At 62.8% G+C, this 14,881-nt stretch carries 12 protein-coding genes; 6 read left to right on the top strand and 6 right to left on the bottom strand.

Features of this window, described 5'->3' with window-relative positions; all coding sequences use genetic code 11:
- Positions 1–53: 53 nt before the first annotated feature.
- Both QRN41_RS05915 and csrA read left to right on the top strand, forming a co-directional pair.
- Positions 54–869, top strand: coding sequence for an SDR family oxidoreductase (locus QRN41_RS05915; RefSeq protein ID WP_034138785.1), 816 nt, complete (start codon positions 54–56; stop codon positions 867–869).
- Between the two features lie 314 nt (positions 870–1,183).
- Positions 1,184–1,387, top strand: coding sequence for a carbon storage regulator CsrA (csrA, locus tag QRN41_RS05920; RefSeq protein ID WP_034099321.1), 204 nt, complete (start codon positions 1,184–1,186; stop codon positions 1,385–1,387).
- A 10-nt stretch (positions 1,388–1,397) separates the two neighbouring features.
- Here csrA and QRN41_RS05925 read toward each other — a convergent pair whose 3' ends face one another.
- From QRN41_RS05925 to mnmC, 5 genes are all read right to left on the bottom strand, one after another.
- Positions 1,398–1,625 (bottom strand): YheU family protein, encoded by a 228-nt coding sequence (locus QRN41_RS05925; protein ID WP_003192759.1) that lies wholly within the window; start codon positions 1,623–1,625, stop codon positions 1,398–1,400.
- A gap of 59 nt (positions 1,626–1,684) precedes the next feature.
- A complete protein-coding gene (locus QRN41_RS05930) occupies positions 1,685–2,869 on the bottom strand; it encodes an osmoprotectant NAGGN system M42 family peptidase (protein ID WP_034099320.1) in 1,185 nt (394 codons plus the stop codon).
- A gap of 113 nt (positions 2,870–2,982) precedes the next feature.
- A complete protein-coding gene (gene ngg, locus QRN41_RS05935) occupies positions 2,983–4,716 on the bottom strand; it encodes an N-acetylglutaminylglutamine synthetase (RefSeq protein WP_167418064.1) in 1,734 nt (577 codons plus the stop codon).
- A gap of 3 nt (positions 4,717–4,719) precedes the next feature.
- A complete protein-coding gene (locus tag QRN41_RS05940; RefSeq protein ID WP_167418063.1) occupies positions 4,720–6,492 on the bottom strand; it encodes an N-acetylglutaminylglutamine amidotransferase in 1,773 nt (590 codons plus the stop codon).
- A 188-nt stretch (positions 6,493–6,680) separates the two neighbouring features.
- The gene (mnmC, locus tag QRN41_RS05945) at positions 6,681–8,669 is read right to left on the bottom strand and encodes a bifunctional tRNA (5-methylaminomethyl-2-thiouridine)(34)-methyltransferase MnmC2/FAD-dependent 5-carboxymethylaminomethyl-2-thiouridine(34) oxidoreductase MnmC1 (protein WP_167418062.1); all 1,989 of its coding nucleotides are present in this window, start codon (positions 8,667–8,669) and stop codon (positions 6,681–6,683) included.
- A 152-nt stretch (positions 8,670–8,821) separates the two neighbouring features.
- On the opposite strand from mnmC, the gene pap reads away from it, so the two are divergent.
- The 3 genes from pap to QRN41_RS05960 all read left to right on the top strand — a co-directional run bounded on the left by pap (position 8,822) and on the right by QRN41_RS05960 (position 12,781).
- Positions 8,822–10,336 (top strand): polyphosphate:AMP phosphotransferase, encoded by a 1,515-nt coding sequence (gene pap / locus QRN41_RS05950; protein WP_034099313.1) that lies wholly within the window; start codon positions 8,822–8,824, stop codon positions 10,334–10,336.
- Between the two features lie 189 nt (positions 10,337–10,525).
- Positions 10,526–11,710, top strand: coding sequence for a thiolase family protein (locus QRN41_RS05955; RefSeq protein ID WP_167418061.1), 1,185 nt, complete (start codon positions 10,526–10,528; stop codon positions 11,708–11,710).
- Positions 11,711–11,824: 114 nt separating this feature from the next.
- On the top strand, positions 11,825–12,781 hold the full coding sequence (locus QRN41_RS05960; protein WP_034099309.1) for a DMT family transporter: 957 nt from the start codon (positions 11,825–11,827) through the stop codon (positions 12,779–12,781).
- Here the strand turns inward: QRN41_RS05960 and QRN41_RS05965 are convergent.
- Positions 12,778–14,166 (bottom strand): class II fumarate hydratase, encoded by a 1,389-nt coding sequence (locus QRN41_RS05965; protein WP_167418060.1) that lies wholly within the window; start codon positions 14,164–14,166, stop codon positions 12,778–12,780. The genes QRN41_RS05960 and QRN41_RS05965 overlap by 4 nt on opposite strands.
- A gap of 195 nt (positions 14,167–14,361) precedes the next feature.
- Here QRN41_RS05965 and QRN41_RS05970 point away from each other — a divergent pair, with 195 nt between their 5' ends.
- Entirely contained in the window at positions 14,362–14,877 is a 516-nt protein-coding gene (locus QRN41_RS05970; protein ID WP_032885944.1) for a DUF2059 domain-containing protein, read from the top strand.
- The last annotated feature ends 4 nt before the right edge of the window (positions 14,878–14,881 follow it).

Here is a 14,881-nt window from a genome sequence, read left to right on the forward strand (position 1 = left end):
AACCTTCGCTACACTGCCGATCACTTCTACTGTGAACCACAAGGCTACTTCTTATGCAAAATCGCATGATGATCACTGGTGCCGGCTCTGGCCTGGGTCGCGAAATCGCGCTGCGCTGGGCACGCGAGGGCTGGCAGTTGGCCTTGTCGGACGTCAGCGAGCCCGGCCTGCAGGAAACCCTCAAGCAGGTACGCGAAGCCGGCGGCGATGGTTTCGTGCAGCGTTGCGATGTGCGCGACTACAGCCAGCTCACCGCGTTTGCCCAGGCTTGCGAGGTCAAGCTGGGAGGCATCGATGTGATCGTCAACAACGCCGGGGTGGCTTCCGGCGGGTTCTTCGCCGAGTTGTCGCTGGAAGACTGGGACTGGCAGATCGCAATCAACCTGATGGGGGTGGTCAAGGGCTGCAAGGCGTTCCTGCCGCTGTTGGAGAAGAGCAAGGGGCGCATCATCAATATCGCTTCCATGGCAGCACTGATGCAGGGCCCGGCCATGAGCAATTACAACGTGGCCAAGGCCGGTGTGGTGGCGCTGTCCGAGAGTCTGCTGGTGGAACTCAAGCAGCAGGAGGTCGGTGTGCATGTGGTCTGCCCATCGTTCTTCCAGACCAACCTGTTGGACTCGTTCCGAGGCCCGACGCCGGCCATGAAAGCGCAGGTCGGTAAGTTGCTTGAGAGCTCGCCGATTTCGGCGGCGGATATTGCCGATTACATCTACCAGCGTGTGGCCGAGGGAGAATTCATGATTCTGCCCCACGAGCAGGGGCGGATGGCGTGGGCGTTGAAGCAGAAGAATCCGCAGCTGCTCTACGATGAAATGGCCAGTATGGCCGACAAAATGCGCGCCAAAGCGCAGGCAACCAAAAGCTGAACTCAGCACAAGAACCTCAATTCTCAGGGTAAGTTTTCACCGCAGATGTGCAGCTACCTGTAGCCATAGCGGGGGCAAGCCCCCTCCCACCTTTTGAACTGTGAACAGGTCCAACTGTGGGAGGGGGCTTGCCCCCGATGGCGTCAGCGTTTGGATTTATGAAAGCGGGGAAAACCCCTCTGCATCTTTCACTTAGTCTGTCAGCTAAATTACCAGTTGATGTAGGTCCTGCCTGTTTTAGGGGCAGGGCATTGATGCTTCTACATCCGGCGCGCATGGTCGGGGTCCTGTCATTCTAAAAAAGGACAACCGCCATGCTGGTCTTAAGCCGCGCTGTAGGCGAAAGCATTGCCATCGGCGATGAAATCGCCCTGCACATCGTCGAATTGAACGGTAACCAAGTGAAGTTCGGCATCCACGCACCGGCCGGGGTGAATGTTCATCGCGCCGAGGTGCATCAGAAAATCCGCAAACGCCAAGCCGCCGCCACTCACCCGGCGGCAGTCCCCAACCCCTGAGTATCTTCCATCAATCGAACAGATGCTTGGGCACGTCGTGCTTGAGCATCAGTTGGCACTGTTCGCTCTCAGGGTCGAACACAATCAGGGCCTGGCCCTTGGTCAGCGCTTGGCGCACACGTAGCACGCGGGTTTCCAGGGGCGTGTCGTCACCGTTGTCGGTGCCATCGCGGGTGACGAAGTCTTCGATAAGGCGTGTCAGGGTATCGACTTCAAGTGCATCGTAGGGAATCAGCATACAAGCCTCGGGTGTTGGATCCCGGCGATCCTACTGCGCCGGGACCCCAGTTGCCAGTGTCAGGACTTTTGACCCACTAGGCTGTCCACCGACGGCACTCGCGTGTCGCTCTCCATCTGCGTTTCGTGCTCGATCTGATGACTGAAGCGGTCCAGTGAGCCCTGGGCCGGTTGCGCATCGCTGGCGAATACCGGCGGGCTGAGGATATACGCGCCCAGCAGACGACTCAGGGCGGCAAGGCTGTCGATATGGGTGCGTTCGTAGCCGTGGGTGGCATCGCAGCCGAATGCCAGCAACGCGGTGCGGATATCGTGGCCGGCGGTCACCGCCGAATGGGCATCGCTGAAGTAATAGCGGAACAGGTCGCGGCGCACCGGCAGTTCGTTATCCGCCGCCAGGCGCAGCAGGTGCCGGGACAGGTGGTAATCGTACGGCCCGCCGGAATCCTGCATGGCCACACTCACCGCATGTTCGCTGGAGTGCTGACCGGGGGCGACCGGCGCGATGTCGATACCCACGAATTCACTCACATCCCACGGCAGCGCCGCCGCCGCACCACTGCCGGTTTCCTCAGTGATGGTGAACAGCGGGTGACAGTCGATCAGCAACGGTTCGCCGCTATCGACAATCGCCTTGAGCGCGGCGAGGAGGGCGGCGACGCCGGCTTTGTCATCCAGGTGACGGGCGCTGATATGTCCGCTCTCGGTGAACTCGGGCAGTGGGTCGAATGCCACGTAGTCACCCACGCTGATGCCCAGGGAATCGCAGTCGGCTCGGGTCGCGCAGTAGGCGTCCAGGCGCAGTTCGACGTGGTCCCAGCTCACTGGCATTTCATCCACGGCGGTGTTGAATGCGTGCCCGGAGGCCATCAGGGGCAACACGCTGCCGCGGATCACGCCGTTGTCGGTGAACAGGCTGACGCGGCTGCCTTCGGCAAAGCGGCTCGACCAGCAGCCCACCGGCGCCAGGGTCAGGCGACCGTTGTCCTTAATCGCGCGCACGGCGGCGCCGATGGTGTCCAAGTGCGCCGACACTGCGCGGTCCGGGCTGTTTTTCTGACCTTTGAGGGTGGCGCGAATGGTGCCGCGCCGGGTCATTTCAAATGGAATGCCCAGTTCTTCCAGACGCTCGGCCACATACCGCACGATGGTGTCGGTAAAACCGGTAGGGCTGGGAATGGCGAGCATTTCCAGCAGGACTTTTTGCAGGTAGTTGAGATCCGGTTCGGGAATGGTTCGGGTCATAAAGGTTTCCTTTAGTTGCAAGCGTTGAGCTGCAAGCTTCAAGTTAAAAGCGGTATCTGAGGCTTGCCGGTAATGCCCTACTCTTGAAGCTCGCAGCTTGTAACTCGAGGCTTCTAACTGTGTGGAAATAGAAGGTCCACAAATCGCTCGGCCGTTGGCTGCGGCTCGTGGTTGGCCAGGCCGGCCCGTTCGTTGGCTTCGATAAACACGTACTCGGGTTGATCGGCGGCGGGCACCATCAGGTCCAGGCCCACCATGGGGATGTCCAGGGCCCGGGCGGCGCGCACGGCGGCGTCCACCAGCGTGGGGTGCAGGATCGCGGTAACGTCCTCCAGGCAACCGCCGGTGTGCAGGTTGGCGGTGCGACGCACAGCCAGGGTTTTGCCGCGTGGCAGGATGCTGTTGTAGTCATAACCGGCAGCGGCGAGGGTACGCTCGGTTTCGGCGTCCAATGGGATCTTGCTTTCGCCGTCGGTGGCGGCCTGGCGGCGTCGGCTCTGGGCTTCGATCAGCGCGCCGATGGAATGCTGACCATCGCCGGTGACTTCAGCGGGGCGCCGGATCGCAGCGGCGACCACTTCGAAGCCGATCACCAGAATGCGCAGGTCCAAGCCCTCGTGGAAGCTCTCCAACAGCACACGACTGTCGAACTGCCGCGCCGCTTCGATGGCCTGCTGCACCTCTTCGATGGTTTGCAGATCCACGGCCACGCCCTGGCCTTGCTCGCCGTCGAGGGGCTTGACCACGACGCGCTGATGTTCGTCGAGAAATTCCAGATTGTCGTCGGCGCTGCCCGCCAACTGCTGGGACGGCACGTTCAACCCGGCTGCCTTGAAGGCTTTGTGGGTCAGACTCTTGTCCTGGCACAGGGTCATGCTGATGGCGCTGGTCAGGTCGCTCAGCGACTCGCGGCAGCGCACGCGGCGCCCGCCGTGGCTGAGGGTGAAGAGGCCGGCGTCGGCATCGTCCACCTGCACATCGATGCCACGGCGATGGGCCTCTTCAACGATGATCCGCGCATAGGGGTTGAACTCCGCCTGCGGACCGGGGCCAAGGAACAACGGCTGGTTGATGCCGTTCTTGCGCTTGATCGCAAACGTGGTCAGCGCGCGAAAACCCAGCTTGGCGTAGAGGTTCTTGGCCTGGCGGTTATCGTGCAGTACCGACAGGTCAAGGTAGCTCAGGCCACGGCTCATAAAGTGTTCGACCAAGTGGCGCACCAGCACTTCGCCCACGCCGGGGCGGGTGCACTGCGGGTCGACCGCCAGGCACCAGAGGCTGCAACCGTTTTCAGGGTCGTGGAAGGCTTTTTGATGATTCAGCCCCATCACACTGCCGATCACCGCGCCGCTGTCTTCATCTTCAGCCAGCCAGTAGACCGGGCCGCCCTGATGACGCGGGGTGAGGCGTTCAGCGTCCACCGGCAACATGCCGCGGCCTTGATACAAACGGTTGACCGCCTGCCAATCGGCCTCGCTCTGTACGCGACGAATACGAAACCCGCGAAACACACGAGTGGCCGGGCGGTAATCGCTGAACCACAGACGCAAGGTGTCGGACGGGTCGAGGAATAATTGCTGCGGGTCGATCCCCAGAATCTGCTGGGGCGCGGCCACATACAGCGCGATATCGCGCTCGCCCGGCTGCTCCTTGAGCAGTTCCTGGGCCAGGCTGGACGGGTCTGGGAAGGTGTGACCGATCAACAAGCGGCCCCAGCCGCAATGCACGGCAATCGGCTCGGCGGCCAGGGGGCTGCCATCTTCGGCCAGGCGGGCTTGCAGGCGCTCATAGGTCGGCGTCTGGCCCTTCAGCAAACGTTGGCTGTAAGCCGCGGCGTGAGGTTTCATCAATCAGATTCCTTGTTCGCTGAGCCACAGGTTCAGCGCCGCCAGTTGCCACAGTTTGGAGCCGCGCAGCGGGGTCAATTGGCCTTGAGGGTCGGTCAGCAGACGATCGAGCATGGCCGGGTTGAAGAGGCCGCGGTCTTGACTCGGGTCCAGCAGCAGTTCACGGACCCAATTCAAGGTGTCGCCCTGCAAGTGCTTGAGGCCGGGCACGGGGAAGTAGCCCTTCTTGCGGTCGATGACTTCGCTGGGGATCACTCGGCGCGCGGCTTCTTTCAGCACTTGCTTGCCGCCATCGGGCAGTTTGAACTTACCTGGCACACGGGCCGAGAGTTCCACCAGGCGGTAGTCGAGGAAGGGCGTGCGCGCTTCCAGGCCCCAGGCCATGGTCATGTTGTCGACGCGTTTGACCGGGTCGTCCACCAGCATCACCGTGCTGTCCAGGCGCAGGGCCTTGTCCACTGCGGCATCGGCGCCCGGCATCGCAAAATGCTCGCGCACAAAATCGCCGGCAGCGTCGTTGACGGTCAGCCACTTGGGCGCGACGGTAGCCGCATAGTCGTCGTAGCTGCGATCGAAAAAGGCTTCGCGATAGGCTGCGTACGGATCGCTGGCGCCATCGACCTGCGGATACCAGTGGTAACCGGCGAACAATTCGTCGGCGCCCTGGCCGCTCTGCACCACCTTGCAATGCTTGGCTACTTCTCGCGACAGCAGGTAGAACGCGATGCAGTCGTGGCTGACCATCGGCTCGCTCATGGCGCGGAACGCCGCCGGCAGTTGCTCGATGATTTCGCTTTCGGCAATGCGCAATTGGTGATGGCGCGTGCCGTAGTGCTTGGCGATCAGGTCCGAGTACTGGAACTCGTCGCCGCGCTCACCGCCGGCATCTTCAAAACCGATGGAAAATGTCGACAGGTCCTGCACGCCGACTTCACGCAACAGCCCCACGAGCATGCTCGAATCCACACCACCGGACAGCAGCACGCCCACATCCACTGCGGCACGTTGGCGGATCGCCACGGCTTCGCGGGTGCTGTCGAGCACACGGTCGGTCCAGTCTTCCAAGGTCAGGTGTTGCTCATCGTCACGGGGGCCGTAGGGCAGGGTCCACCAGGTTTTCTGCTCGATGTTGCCCTGGGCGTCGATGCGCATCCAACTGGCCGGAGGCAGCTTCTCGATGCCCGCCAGCAAGGTGCGTGGCGCTGGCACCACCGCGTGGAAATTCAGGTAGTGATTGAGCGCCACCGGATCGAGGATTGGGTTGATATCGCCGCCCTTGAGCAGCGCCGGCAATGCCGAGGCAAAGCGCAAGCGCTGGCCGGTGCGCGACAGGTACAACGGCTTCACGCCAAGGCGGTCGCGGGCGATAAACAGCCGCTGCGCGTCGCGCTCCCAGATGGCGAAGGCAAACATGCCATTGAGCTTGGGCAGTAGCGCTTCGCCCCAGGCGTGATAACCCTTGAGCAGCACTTCGGTGTCGCCGCCGGAATAGAACGCGTAGCCGAGGGCTTCAAGTTCCTCGCGCAGCTCCGGAAAGTTATAGATCGCGCCGTTGAATGCCAGGGACAGCCCGAGTTGAGCGTCGACCATCGGCTGGGCGGAGCCATCCGACAGGTCCATGATTTTCAGGCGGCGATGGCCCAGGGCAATCGGCCCTTGGGCATGGAAGCCCCACGCGTCAGGGCCGCGTGGCGCCAAATGATGGGTGATGCGCTCAACCGCAGCCAGGTCGGCAGGTTGGGCATCGAAACGTAACTCACCAGCTAATCCGCACATAAATTCCTTACCGGTTTTTCCGTTGGGGAGGGATAGAAGTACCGCGCGCCAAAACGGCGGGTACCCAGAGACTGACCCGAGCAGATTGTGGGAGTTTTAGAACAATACGTTATAAGGCAATGGGCCTTGTCGGCCCACGCGGCCTTGATTGGCCGCGCGGTGGGGATGGCAGCACAGGGTGGCTGGGGTTATGACGCGCCGCTGCCGCGAATCAGCGTGCGCAAGGCGAAACGGTTCGGATGGCAGGCTTCGGCCACACTGCGCGGCAGTGGCAACGGTTCGTTATCCAGCCAGGCCGCCAGCAGTTCCGCACACAGCGGCGCCGTGACCAAACCGCGCGAGCCATGGCCGCTGTTGATGTACAGACCGTCGAGCCACGGGCAGGCAGTGGCGGGGATCTGGCGTGCATCCTTGCGCAGGGCGGCATAAGCCTGGTCGAACGCGCCGCGCTCGGCCAGTGGCCCGACAATCGGCAGGTAGTCGGGGCTGGTGCAACGGAACGCGGCGCGGCCTTGCAGCTGTTCAACGGGCAGTTGGTCGGCGTTCAGGCGCTGCGTGAGGTCTTCGGAGATCTCCCGCAGCATGTCCAGGTTGCCCAGGTGTTCGGCCTGCGTCGGCGCTAGGTCGTCGCTCTTGAAATCGAAGCTGGCTCCCAGGGTGTGCTCGCCCAAACGCGGTGGAGCCACGTAGCCCTCGGCGCAGACCACGGTGGCCAGGGCTTGGCTGGCGACGGTCTGCGGCAAGCGGGTGATTTGCCCGCGAATGCGTTTGAGCGGCAGTTCGGCGCTGGCCGGGAAGCGCTTGATTTCGGCGGCGCCGGCCAGCACCACCACGCTGGCGCTGGCCAATACGGTGTCGCCGTCGAGGGCCTGCCACTGGCCTTGGACCTGTTGCAGCGCCAGCACGTCACGGTGTTGCAACACCTCGATCAACGGGTGCCGTGCCTGCCATTCACACAGCGCCGGCGGGTGCACCCAACCGCCTTCGGGGAAGAACAACCCACCGTGTTCCAATGCCACCCCGGCCCGGGCCTGGGCCTGGGCCGGGTCCAATACATGCAACAGCGTCGGGCTGAACGCCGCTGCCAGTTGGGCCTGGCGTTCGGCTTCCTTGGCGTTGAAGGCCAGTTGCAGTACGCCGCAGCCGTCCCAGTCGACGCCACGGTGCAGGTGTTCGAGCAGGCGCCGGGTGTGGCCGAACCCGCTGAGGATCAACTGCGACAACGCGGTGCCGTGGGCCGATAACTTGAGGTACAGCACACCCTGGGGATTGCCCGAGGCTTCCTCGGCCAGGCCCGCGTGGCGCTCCAGCAATTGCACGCGCCAACCGCGCGCGGCGAGGCTGGCGGCGGTGGTGCAACCGGCCAGGCCGCCGCCGATCACCAACGCGCTGCGTTCGCCGTGGACCGGCGCGGGGCGCGCGAACCAGGGTTTGATCGGTGCTGGCGCCGCTGTGTCGGCCGGCCAGCCGAGAAACTCGCCGCGCAGGATCTCCCATTTATGCCCGATACCTGGCGTGCGTTTCATCTTGAACCCGGCGGCATTGATCAAGCGTCGCACCCAGCCGGTGCTGGTGAAGGTGCTGATGGTCGAGCCAGGGGCCGCCAGCCGAGCCAGTTCGGCGAACAGCTCGGCGGTCCACATGTCGGGGTTCTTGGCCGGGGCGAACCCGTCGAGAAACCAGGCGTCGACCTGGGCGTCCAGTTGCGGCAATTGCTCCATGGCATCGCCGATCAGCAGGGTCAGGGTCACGCGGCCGCTGTCCAGCAGCAGTCGTTGAAAACCGGGATGGATGGCGTGGTACTGCGCCAGCAAACGCGCGGCGAACGGTTGCAGCTGCGGCCAGAGAGCGAGGGCGCGTTGCAGGTCGGCGTGGGTGAGAGGGTATTTTTCCACGCTGATAAAGTGCAGGCGCGCGTCGGCACAGGCGTGCTGCTCGAACAACTGCCAGGCGCAGAGAAAATTCAAGCCGGTGCCGAAGCCGGTTTCCCCGATGACCAGGCGCTCCCCCGGTTTGAGGGCGGCGAAGCGTTCGCGCAGGCGGTTCTGTTCCAGAAACACGTAGCGGGTTTCTTCCAGGCCCGATTGGTCGGAGAAATATACGTCGTCGAACACCCGCGAATGCGGGCGACCTTCTGCGTCCCAGTCGAGCTGGGCATTGGGCGATACGGGGGTCATGGGCGGCTCATAACTAAGCAGGCGAAAGCAAGGCGGCCATTCTAGCCGATCAACCCCATTTGAATTGACCCACGGCAAGGGCGCGTTGAATTTCCTTCCGCACGGCGTTGCCCAATCCGCTAGTCTTGCTCACTTCTGGAACGGAGCCGCCCATGTTCGAATCTGCCGAAATCGGTCACGCCATCGACAAAGCCACCTACGACGCCGAAGTCCCGGCCCTGCGCGAAGCCTTGCTGGAGGTGCAGTACGAACTGCACCAGCAAAAACGCTTCCCGGTAATCGTGCTGATCAACGGCATAGAAGGGGCAGGCAAGGGTGAAACGGTCAAGTTGCTCAACGAGTGGATGGACCCGCGCCTGATCGAGGTGCGCACCTTCGATCAGCAGACCGACGAAGAGCTGGCGCGCCCACCGGCCTGGCGCTACTGGCGCCAACTGCCTGCCAAGGGCCGCATGGGGGTGTTTTTCGGCAACTGGTACAGCCAGATGCTGCAAGGCCGCGTACACGGCCAGATCAAGAATGCCCGGCTCGACCAGGCCATCGCCGGCGCCGAACGTTTGGAAAAAATGCTCTGCGACGAAGGCGCGCTGATCTTCAAGTTCTGGTTCCACCTCTCCAAGAAGCAAATGAAGGCGCGGCTCAAGGCCCTGGCCGACGACCCGCTGCACAGCTGGCGCATCAGCCCGCTGGACTGGCAACAGTCCCAAACCTACGACAAGTTCGTGCATTTCGGTGAGCGCGTGCTGCGCCGCACCAGCCGCGACTATGCGCCCTGGCATGTGATCGAAGGGGTCGACCCGTATTACCGTGGCCTGACCGTGGGCAAGATCCTCCTCGAAGGCTTGCAAAACGCTCTGAAAATGGCCAAGGCCAGGAGCAGCGGCATGAACCCCGCGCCGCTGGTGGCCTCGGTGGACCGCAAGAGCCTGCTCGACAGCCTCGATATGACATTGCGCCTGGACAAAGACGATTACGAAGAACAGCTGATCACCGAGCAGGCGCGCCTCTCCGGTTTGATGCGCGACAAACGCATGCGCAAGCACGCGCTGGTCACGGTGTTCGAAGGCAACGATGCGGCGGGCAAGGGCGGCGCCATCCGTCGCGTGGCGGCGGCGCTGGACCCGCGCCAGTACCACATCGTGCCGATTGCCGCGCCGAGCGAAGACGAACGAGCCCAGCCGTATCTGTGGCGCTTCTGGCAGAAAATCCCGGCGCGCGGCATGTTCACCGTGTTCGACCGTTCATGGTACGGCCGCGTGCTGGTGGAGCGTATCGAAGGCTTCTGCACCTCGGCGGATTGGATGCGCGCCTATGGCGAGATCAACGATTTCGAAGAGCAACTGCGCGATGCCGGGGTGATCGTGGTCAAGTTCTGGCTGGCCATCGACAAGGACACCCAACTGGAGCGCTTCCAGGCGCGCGAGTCGATCCCATTCAAACGCTTCAAAATCACCGAAGACGACTGGCGCAACCGCGACAAGTGGGACGACTACCGCACCGCCGTGGGCGACATGGTCGACCGCACCAGCACCGAGGTGTCGGCGTGGACATTGGTGGAGGCTAATGACAAGCGCTGGGCGCGGGTCAAGGTGCTGCGCACCATCAACCGCGCGTTGGAGGAAGCGTTTGCCCAGTCCGAAAAGCACGATAAAAAGACCAAAAAATAATCACGCCCTGTATGACAGACCGGACCGCGTGGTGGTGAGCTGGCTTGCTGTGGCGAACGGGCTCATCACCTCCCCAGCGCCCCCGCCGAGCCATGCTTTTGCATACGCCGGATGAATGATCATCGCGGCCGGGCAGGCGCGGATCTATCCTCGATCCATCTCCCAACAATGACAAGATCGAGGTAGCCCATGCGTGAAGTAGTGATCGTCGACAGCGTGCGAACCGGCCTGGCCAAGTCCTTTCGCGGCAAATTCAACCAGACCCGTCCCGATGACATGGCGGCCCATTGCGTCAACGCGCTGCTGAGCCGCAACGGCGTCGACCCGGCCAGTGTGGAAGACTGCATCGTCGGTGCCGGTTCCAACGAGGGCGCCCAGGGCTACAACATCGGGCGCAATGTGGCGGTGCTTTCGCAATTGGGCACCGGCACGGCAGGCATGACCCTCAACCGCTTCTGTTCCTCGGGGTTGCAGGCGATCGCGATCGCGGCCAACCAGATCGCTTCCGGCTGCAGCGACATCATCGTTGCCGGCGGCGTGGAGTCCATCAGCCTGACCATGAAAAGCGTCAACACCGATAACCTGATCAACCCGCTGCTCAAGGAGCAAGTGCCGGGCATCTACTTTCCCATGGGCCAGACCGCCGAGATCGTCGCGCGGCGCTACCACGTCAGCCGCGAAGCCCAGGACCTCTACGCCCTGCAAAGCCAGCAACGTACGGCCCAGGCCCAGGCGGACGGCTTGTTCGACGATGAAATCGTGGCCATGGCGGTCAAGTACAAAGTCGAAGACAAAAACACCGGCGCGGTGCAGATCCTTGACGGCGTGGTCGACCGTGACGACTGCAACCGTCCCGACACCACCCTGGAGAGCCTGGCCGGGTTGAAACCGGTATTTGCCGAAGACGGTTCGGTGACGGCGGGCAACTCCTCGCAACTCTCCGACGGTGCCTCGATGACCCTGGTGATGAGCCTGGACAAGGCTCTGGAGCTGGGGCTCAAGCCCAAAGCGTTTTTCCGTGGGTTCGCCGTCGCCGGTTGCGAGCCGGACGAAATGGGCATCGGCCCGGTGTTCTCGGTGCCCAAGTTGCTCAAGGCCAAGGGCCTGCAAGTGGCGGACATCGACCTGTGGGAACTCAACGAGGCGTTCGCGTCGCAGTGCCTGTACGCACGGGATCGCCTGGAAATCGATAACGCCAAATACAACGTCAACGGTGGATCGATCTCCATCGGCCATCCGTTCGGCATGACCGGCTCGCGGCAAGTGGGTCACCTAGTGCGCGAGTTGCAGCGGCGCAACCTGCGTTACGGCATCGTCACTATGTGCGTGGGCGGCGGCATGGGCGCCACCGGCTTGTTCGAAGCCGTGCGCTAAGCCACGGGTGGGAGGGGCAAGACCTCTCCCACCGTTAAACAGCACCGTATCCCAATGCGTGCGCTTGCCCCTAGAATGGCCGCTCCTCCACCTCTGGCATTTTTTGGGGCACTCATGCATATCTCTTCCGGCCGCTGGGTCTACGGTTTCTTCCTGACCCTGCTGACCGCGCTGCTCTGGGGCATTTTGCCGATCAAACTCAAGCAAGTATTGCAAGTGATGGACCCGATCACGGTGACCTGGTTTCGCCTGACGGTGGCCGGCAGTTGCCTGTTCGTTTACCTGGCCGCCACCAAGCGCTTGCCCAGTCGCAAGGTGTTGGGCCCCAAGGGCGGTTGGCTGGTGGCCATGGCGGTGTGCGGCCTGGTGGGCAACTACGTGTTGTATTTGGTGGGCCTCAAGCTGCTCAGCCCCGGCACGGCGCAACTGGTGGTGCAGATGGGTCCGATCTTTCTGATGATCGCCAGTGTGTTTGTGTTCAAGGAACGCTTCAGCCTGGGCCAGGTGATTGGCCTGGTGGTGCTGATCGTCGGGTTCGGGCTGTTCTTCAACCAGCGGCTGACGGAGTTGCTAACCTCCCTCGGCGCCTATACCGCCGGTGTACTGACGGTGCTGCTCGCCACCTCCATCTGGGTGTTCTACGCACTGGGCCAGAAGCAATTGCTCACGGTGTGGAATTCGTTGCAGGTGATGATGGTGATTTACCTCTGCTGCGCCGTGCTGCTGACCCCCTGGGCGCATCCGCTGGAAGCCCTGCAACTGAGCCCGCTGCAAGGCTGGCTGCTGCTGGCGTGCTGCATGAACACCCTGGTGGCATATGGCGCGTTCGCCGAAGCCCTGGCCCATTGGGAAGCGTCGCGGGTCAGCGCGACCCTGGCGCTCACGCCCTTGGTGACCTTCGTCGCGGTGGCGCTGGCGGCGTGGCTGTGGCCCGACTATGTGCAGGCCGAAGAGATCAACGCCCTCGGCTATTTCGGCGCGGTGGTGGTGGTATTGGGCTCGGCGGCGGTTGCCCTGGCGCCGTCGTTGTTCGCCGGGCTCAAGGCCCGGCGATTGCGCATGGCGCCTTAATGCCCCGCCTCCAGCATGTTTTCCGGACGCACCCACTGGTCGAACTCGGCGTCGGTGAGGTAGCCCAGATCCAGCGCCGCTTGCCGTAGCGTCAGTCCCTCGGCGTACGCTTTCTTGGCGATCTGCGCCGACTTGTCGTAGCCGATATGCGGGTTGAGCGCAGTGACCAGCATCAAACCGCGTTCCAGGTGCTCGGCCATTTGCCCGGCATCCGGTTCAAGCCCGGCGATGCAATGCTCCTGGAAGTTGTTGCAGCCATCGGCCAGCAGGCGGATCGATTCGAGCAAGTTGTGGATGATCACCGGCTTGTACACGTTCAACTGCAAGTGCCCTTGGCTTGCTGCGATGCCGATGGTCACGTCGTTGCCCAGCACCTGGCAGGCCAGCATCGACAGCGCTTCGCACTGAGTGGGGTTGACCTTGCCCGGCATGATCGAGCTGCCCGGTTCGTTGGCCGGCAGTTTCACCTCGGCCAGTCCGGCGCGCGGGCCCGAGCCCAGCAGGCGCAGGTCGTTGGCAATCTTCATCAGCGCCACGGCCAGGGTTTTCAGCGCGCCGTGCAAGGTCACCAGCGGCTCATGGCCGGACAGCGCGGCAAACTTGTTGGGCGCGGTAACGAACGGCAACCCGGACAGCGCCGCCAGCTCGGAAGCCATTGCCTCGCCGAAACCCTGAGGGGAATTGAGCCCGGTGCCCACCGCCGTACCGCCCTGGGCCAGCTCGCACACGGCGGGCAGGGCGCTGCGGATAGCTCTTTCGGCATAGTCGAGCTGGGCGATGAACGCCGAGATTTCCTGACCGAAGGTGATCGGCGTGGCGTCCATCATATGGGTGCGGCCGGTCTTCACCAGTTTCATATGTCGCGCCGACAGTTCAGCCAAGCCGCCGGACAGGTAGGTGATCGCCGGTAACAGTTGTTGATGCACCGCCTGCACGGTGGCGATGCTCATGGCTGTGGGGAAGCAGTCGTTGGAGCTTTGCGAGCGGTTCACATGGTCGTTGGGGTGGACCGGGCTCTTGCCGCCACGGGTCTTGCCGGACAGCTCGTTAGCGCGGCCGGCGATGACTTCGTTAGCGTTCATGTTGCTCTGGGTGCCGCTGCCGGTCTGCCACACCACCAGGGGGAATTGACCGTCGTGTTGACCGTCGAGCACCTCATCGGCGGCCTGTTCGATCAGGCGCGCGATGTCGGCGGGCAAGTCGCCATTGCGGTCGTTGACCCGCGCCGCGGCTTTCTTGATCAGGGCCAGGGCATGCAGAACCGCCAGGGGCATGCGTTGCTCGCCAATCGCGAAATTGACCAGCGAGCGCTGGGTCTGCGCACCCCAGTAGGCGTCATCCGGCACCTCTACGTCGCCCAGGCTGTCGGTTTCGATACGGCTCATCGTGCATCCTCCTTATCCAGTCGAGAGAGGTCAGTTTAGGCCTTGGGCACGCAGATGGGTTCCACAAACTTTCTTCACTGGCGTCTGCGCCCCGCAAAACCAGGGCTGACAAGGGGTGGGGTTGAGCCGCGAGGTTTTTTAGGCGCAGAATGGTCGCCCTTGGGGTTTTACCTCGCCAGCTAGAAAGGAAACTCGATGACTCGTCTTCGTGCCATCTGTACCGCGGTTGCTCTGGTTTGCGCCAGCGGCCAGGTTTTTGCCGATACCGCCAGCCACAACGCCAGTGCCGAAGCCTTCCTGACCCTGGCCCATGCCGACAAGCTGGGTACCCCGGTGTACATGCAAGTGCAGCAAATGTTCGCCCAGCGTTTTGAGCAGACCAAAGCGCCCGCCGCCAAGCAATCGGTGCTCGACAGCTACCAGGCCAAGGCCAATGCCGCCCTGGACCAGGCCATCGGTTGGCCGAAGCTCAAGCCGGACATGGTCAAGCTTTACACCACCAACTTCAGCGAATCCGAACTCAAGGACCTGGTCGCGTTCTACCAGTCGCCGCTGGGTAAGAAAGTCCTGGAGAAAATGCCGCAGCTGACCCAGCAATCGGCTCAGATGACCCAGGCCAAACTGGAAAGCGCCGTACCGGTGGTCAACAAGCTGTTGGAAGACATGACCAACGAGCTGACCCCAAAAGCCGCACCGGCCAAGAAGAAGTAAGCAG

The organism is Pseudomonas sp. efr-133-TYG-23, from assembly GCF_030209215.1.
GTDB lineage: Bacteria > Pseudomonadota > Gammaproteobacteria > Pseudomonadales > Pseudomonadaceae > Aquipseudomonas > Aquipseudomonas rhodesiae.

What these genes read in the sequence shown, in the direction of transcription:
- QRN41_RS05925 (WP_003192759.1), bottom strand. Translation starts at nt 1,625, where the DNA reads ATGCTGATTCCCTACGATGCACTTGAAGTCGATACCCTGACACGCCTT.
- QRN41_RS05970 (WP_032885944.1), top strand. Translation starts at nt 14,362, where the DNA reads ATGACTCGTCTTCGTGCCATCTGTACCGCGGTTGCTCTGGTTTGCGCC.
- QRN41_RS05965 (WP_167418060.1), bottom strand. Translation starts at nt 14,166, where the DNA reads ATGAGCCGTATCGAAACCGACAGCCTGGGCGACGTAGAGGTGCCGGAT.
- csrA (WP_034099321.1), top strand. Translation starts at nt 1,184, where the DNA reads ATGCTGGTCTTAAGCCGCGCTGTAGGCGAAAGCATTGCCATCGGCGAT.
- QRN41_RS05930 (WP_034099320.1), bottom strand. Translation starts at nt 2,869, where the DNA reads ATGACCCGAACCATTCCCGAACCGGATCTCAACTACCTGCAAAAAGTC.
- QRN41_RS05940 (WP_167418063.1), bottom strand. Translation starts at nt 6,492, where the DNA reads ATGTGCGGATTAGCTGGTGAGTTACGTTTCGATGCCCAACCTGCCGAC.
- QRN41_RS05915 (WP_034138785.1), top strand. Translation starts at nt 54, where the DNA reads ATGCAAAATCGCATGATGATCACTGGTGCCGGCTCTGGCCTGGGTCGC.
- pap (WP_034099313.1), top strand. Translation starts at nt 8,822, where the DNA reads ATGTTCGAATCTGCCGAAATCGGTCACGCCATCGACAAAGCCACCTAC.
- QRN41_RS05960 (WP_034099309.1), top strand. Translation starts at nt 11,825, where the DNA reads ATGCATATCTCTTCCGGCCGCTGGGTCTACGGTTTCTTCCTGACCCTG.
- ngg (WP_167418064.1), bottom strand. Translation starts at nt 4,716, where the DNA reads ATGAAACCTCACGCCGCGGCTTACAGCCAACGTTTGCTGAAGGGCCAG.
- mnmC (WP_167418062.1), bottom strand. Translation starts at nt 8,669, where the DNA reads ATGACCCCCGTATCGCCCAATGCCCAGCTCGACTGGGACGCAGAAGGT.
- QRN41_RS05955 (WP_167418061.1), top strand. Translation starts at nt 10,526, where the DNA reads ATGCGTGAAGTAGTGATCGTCGACAGCGTGCGAACCGGCCTGGCCAAG.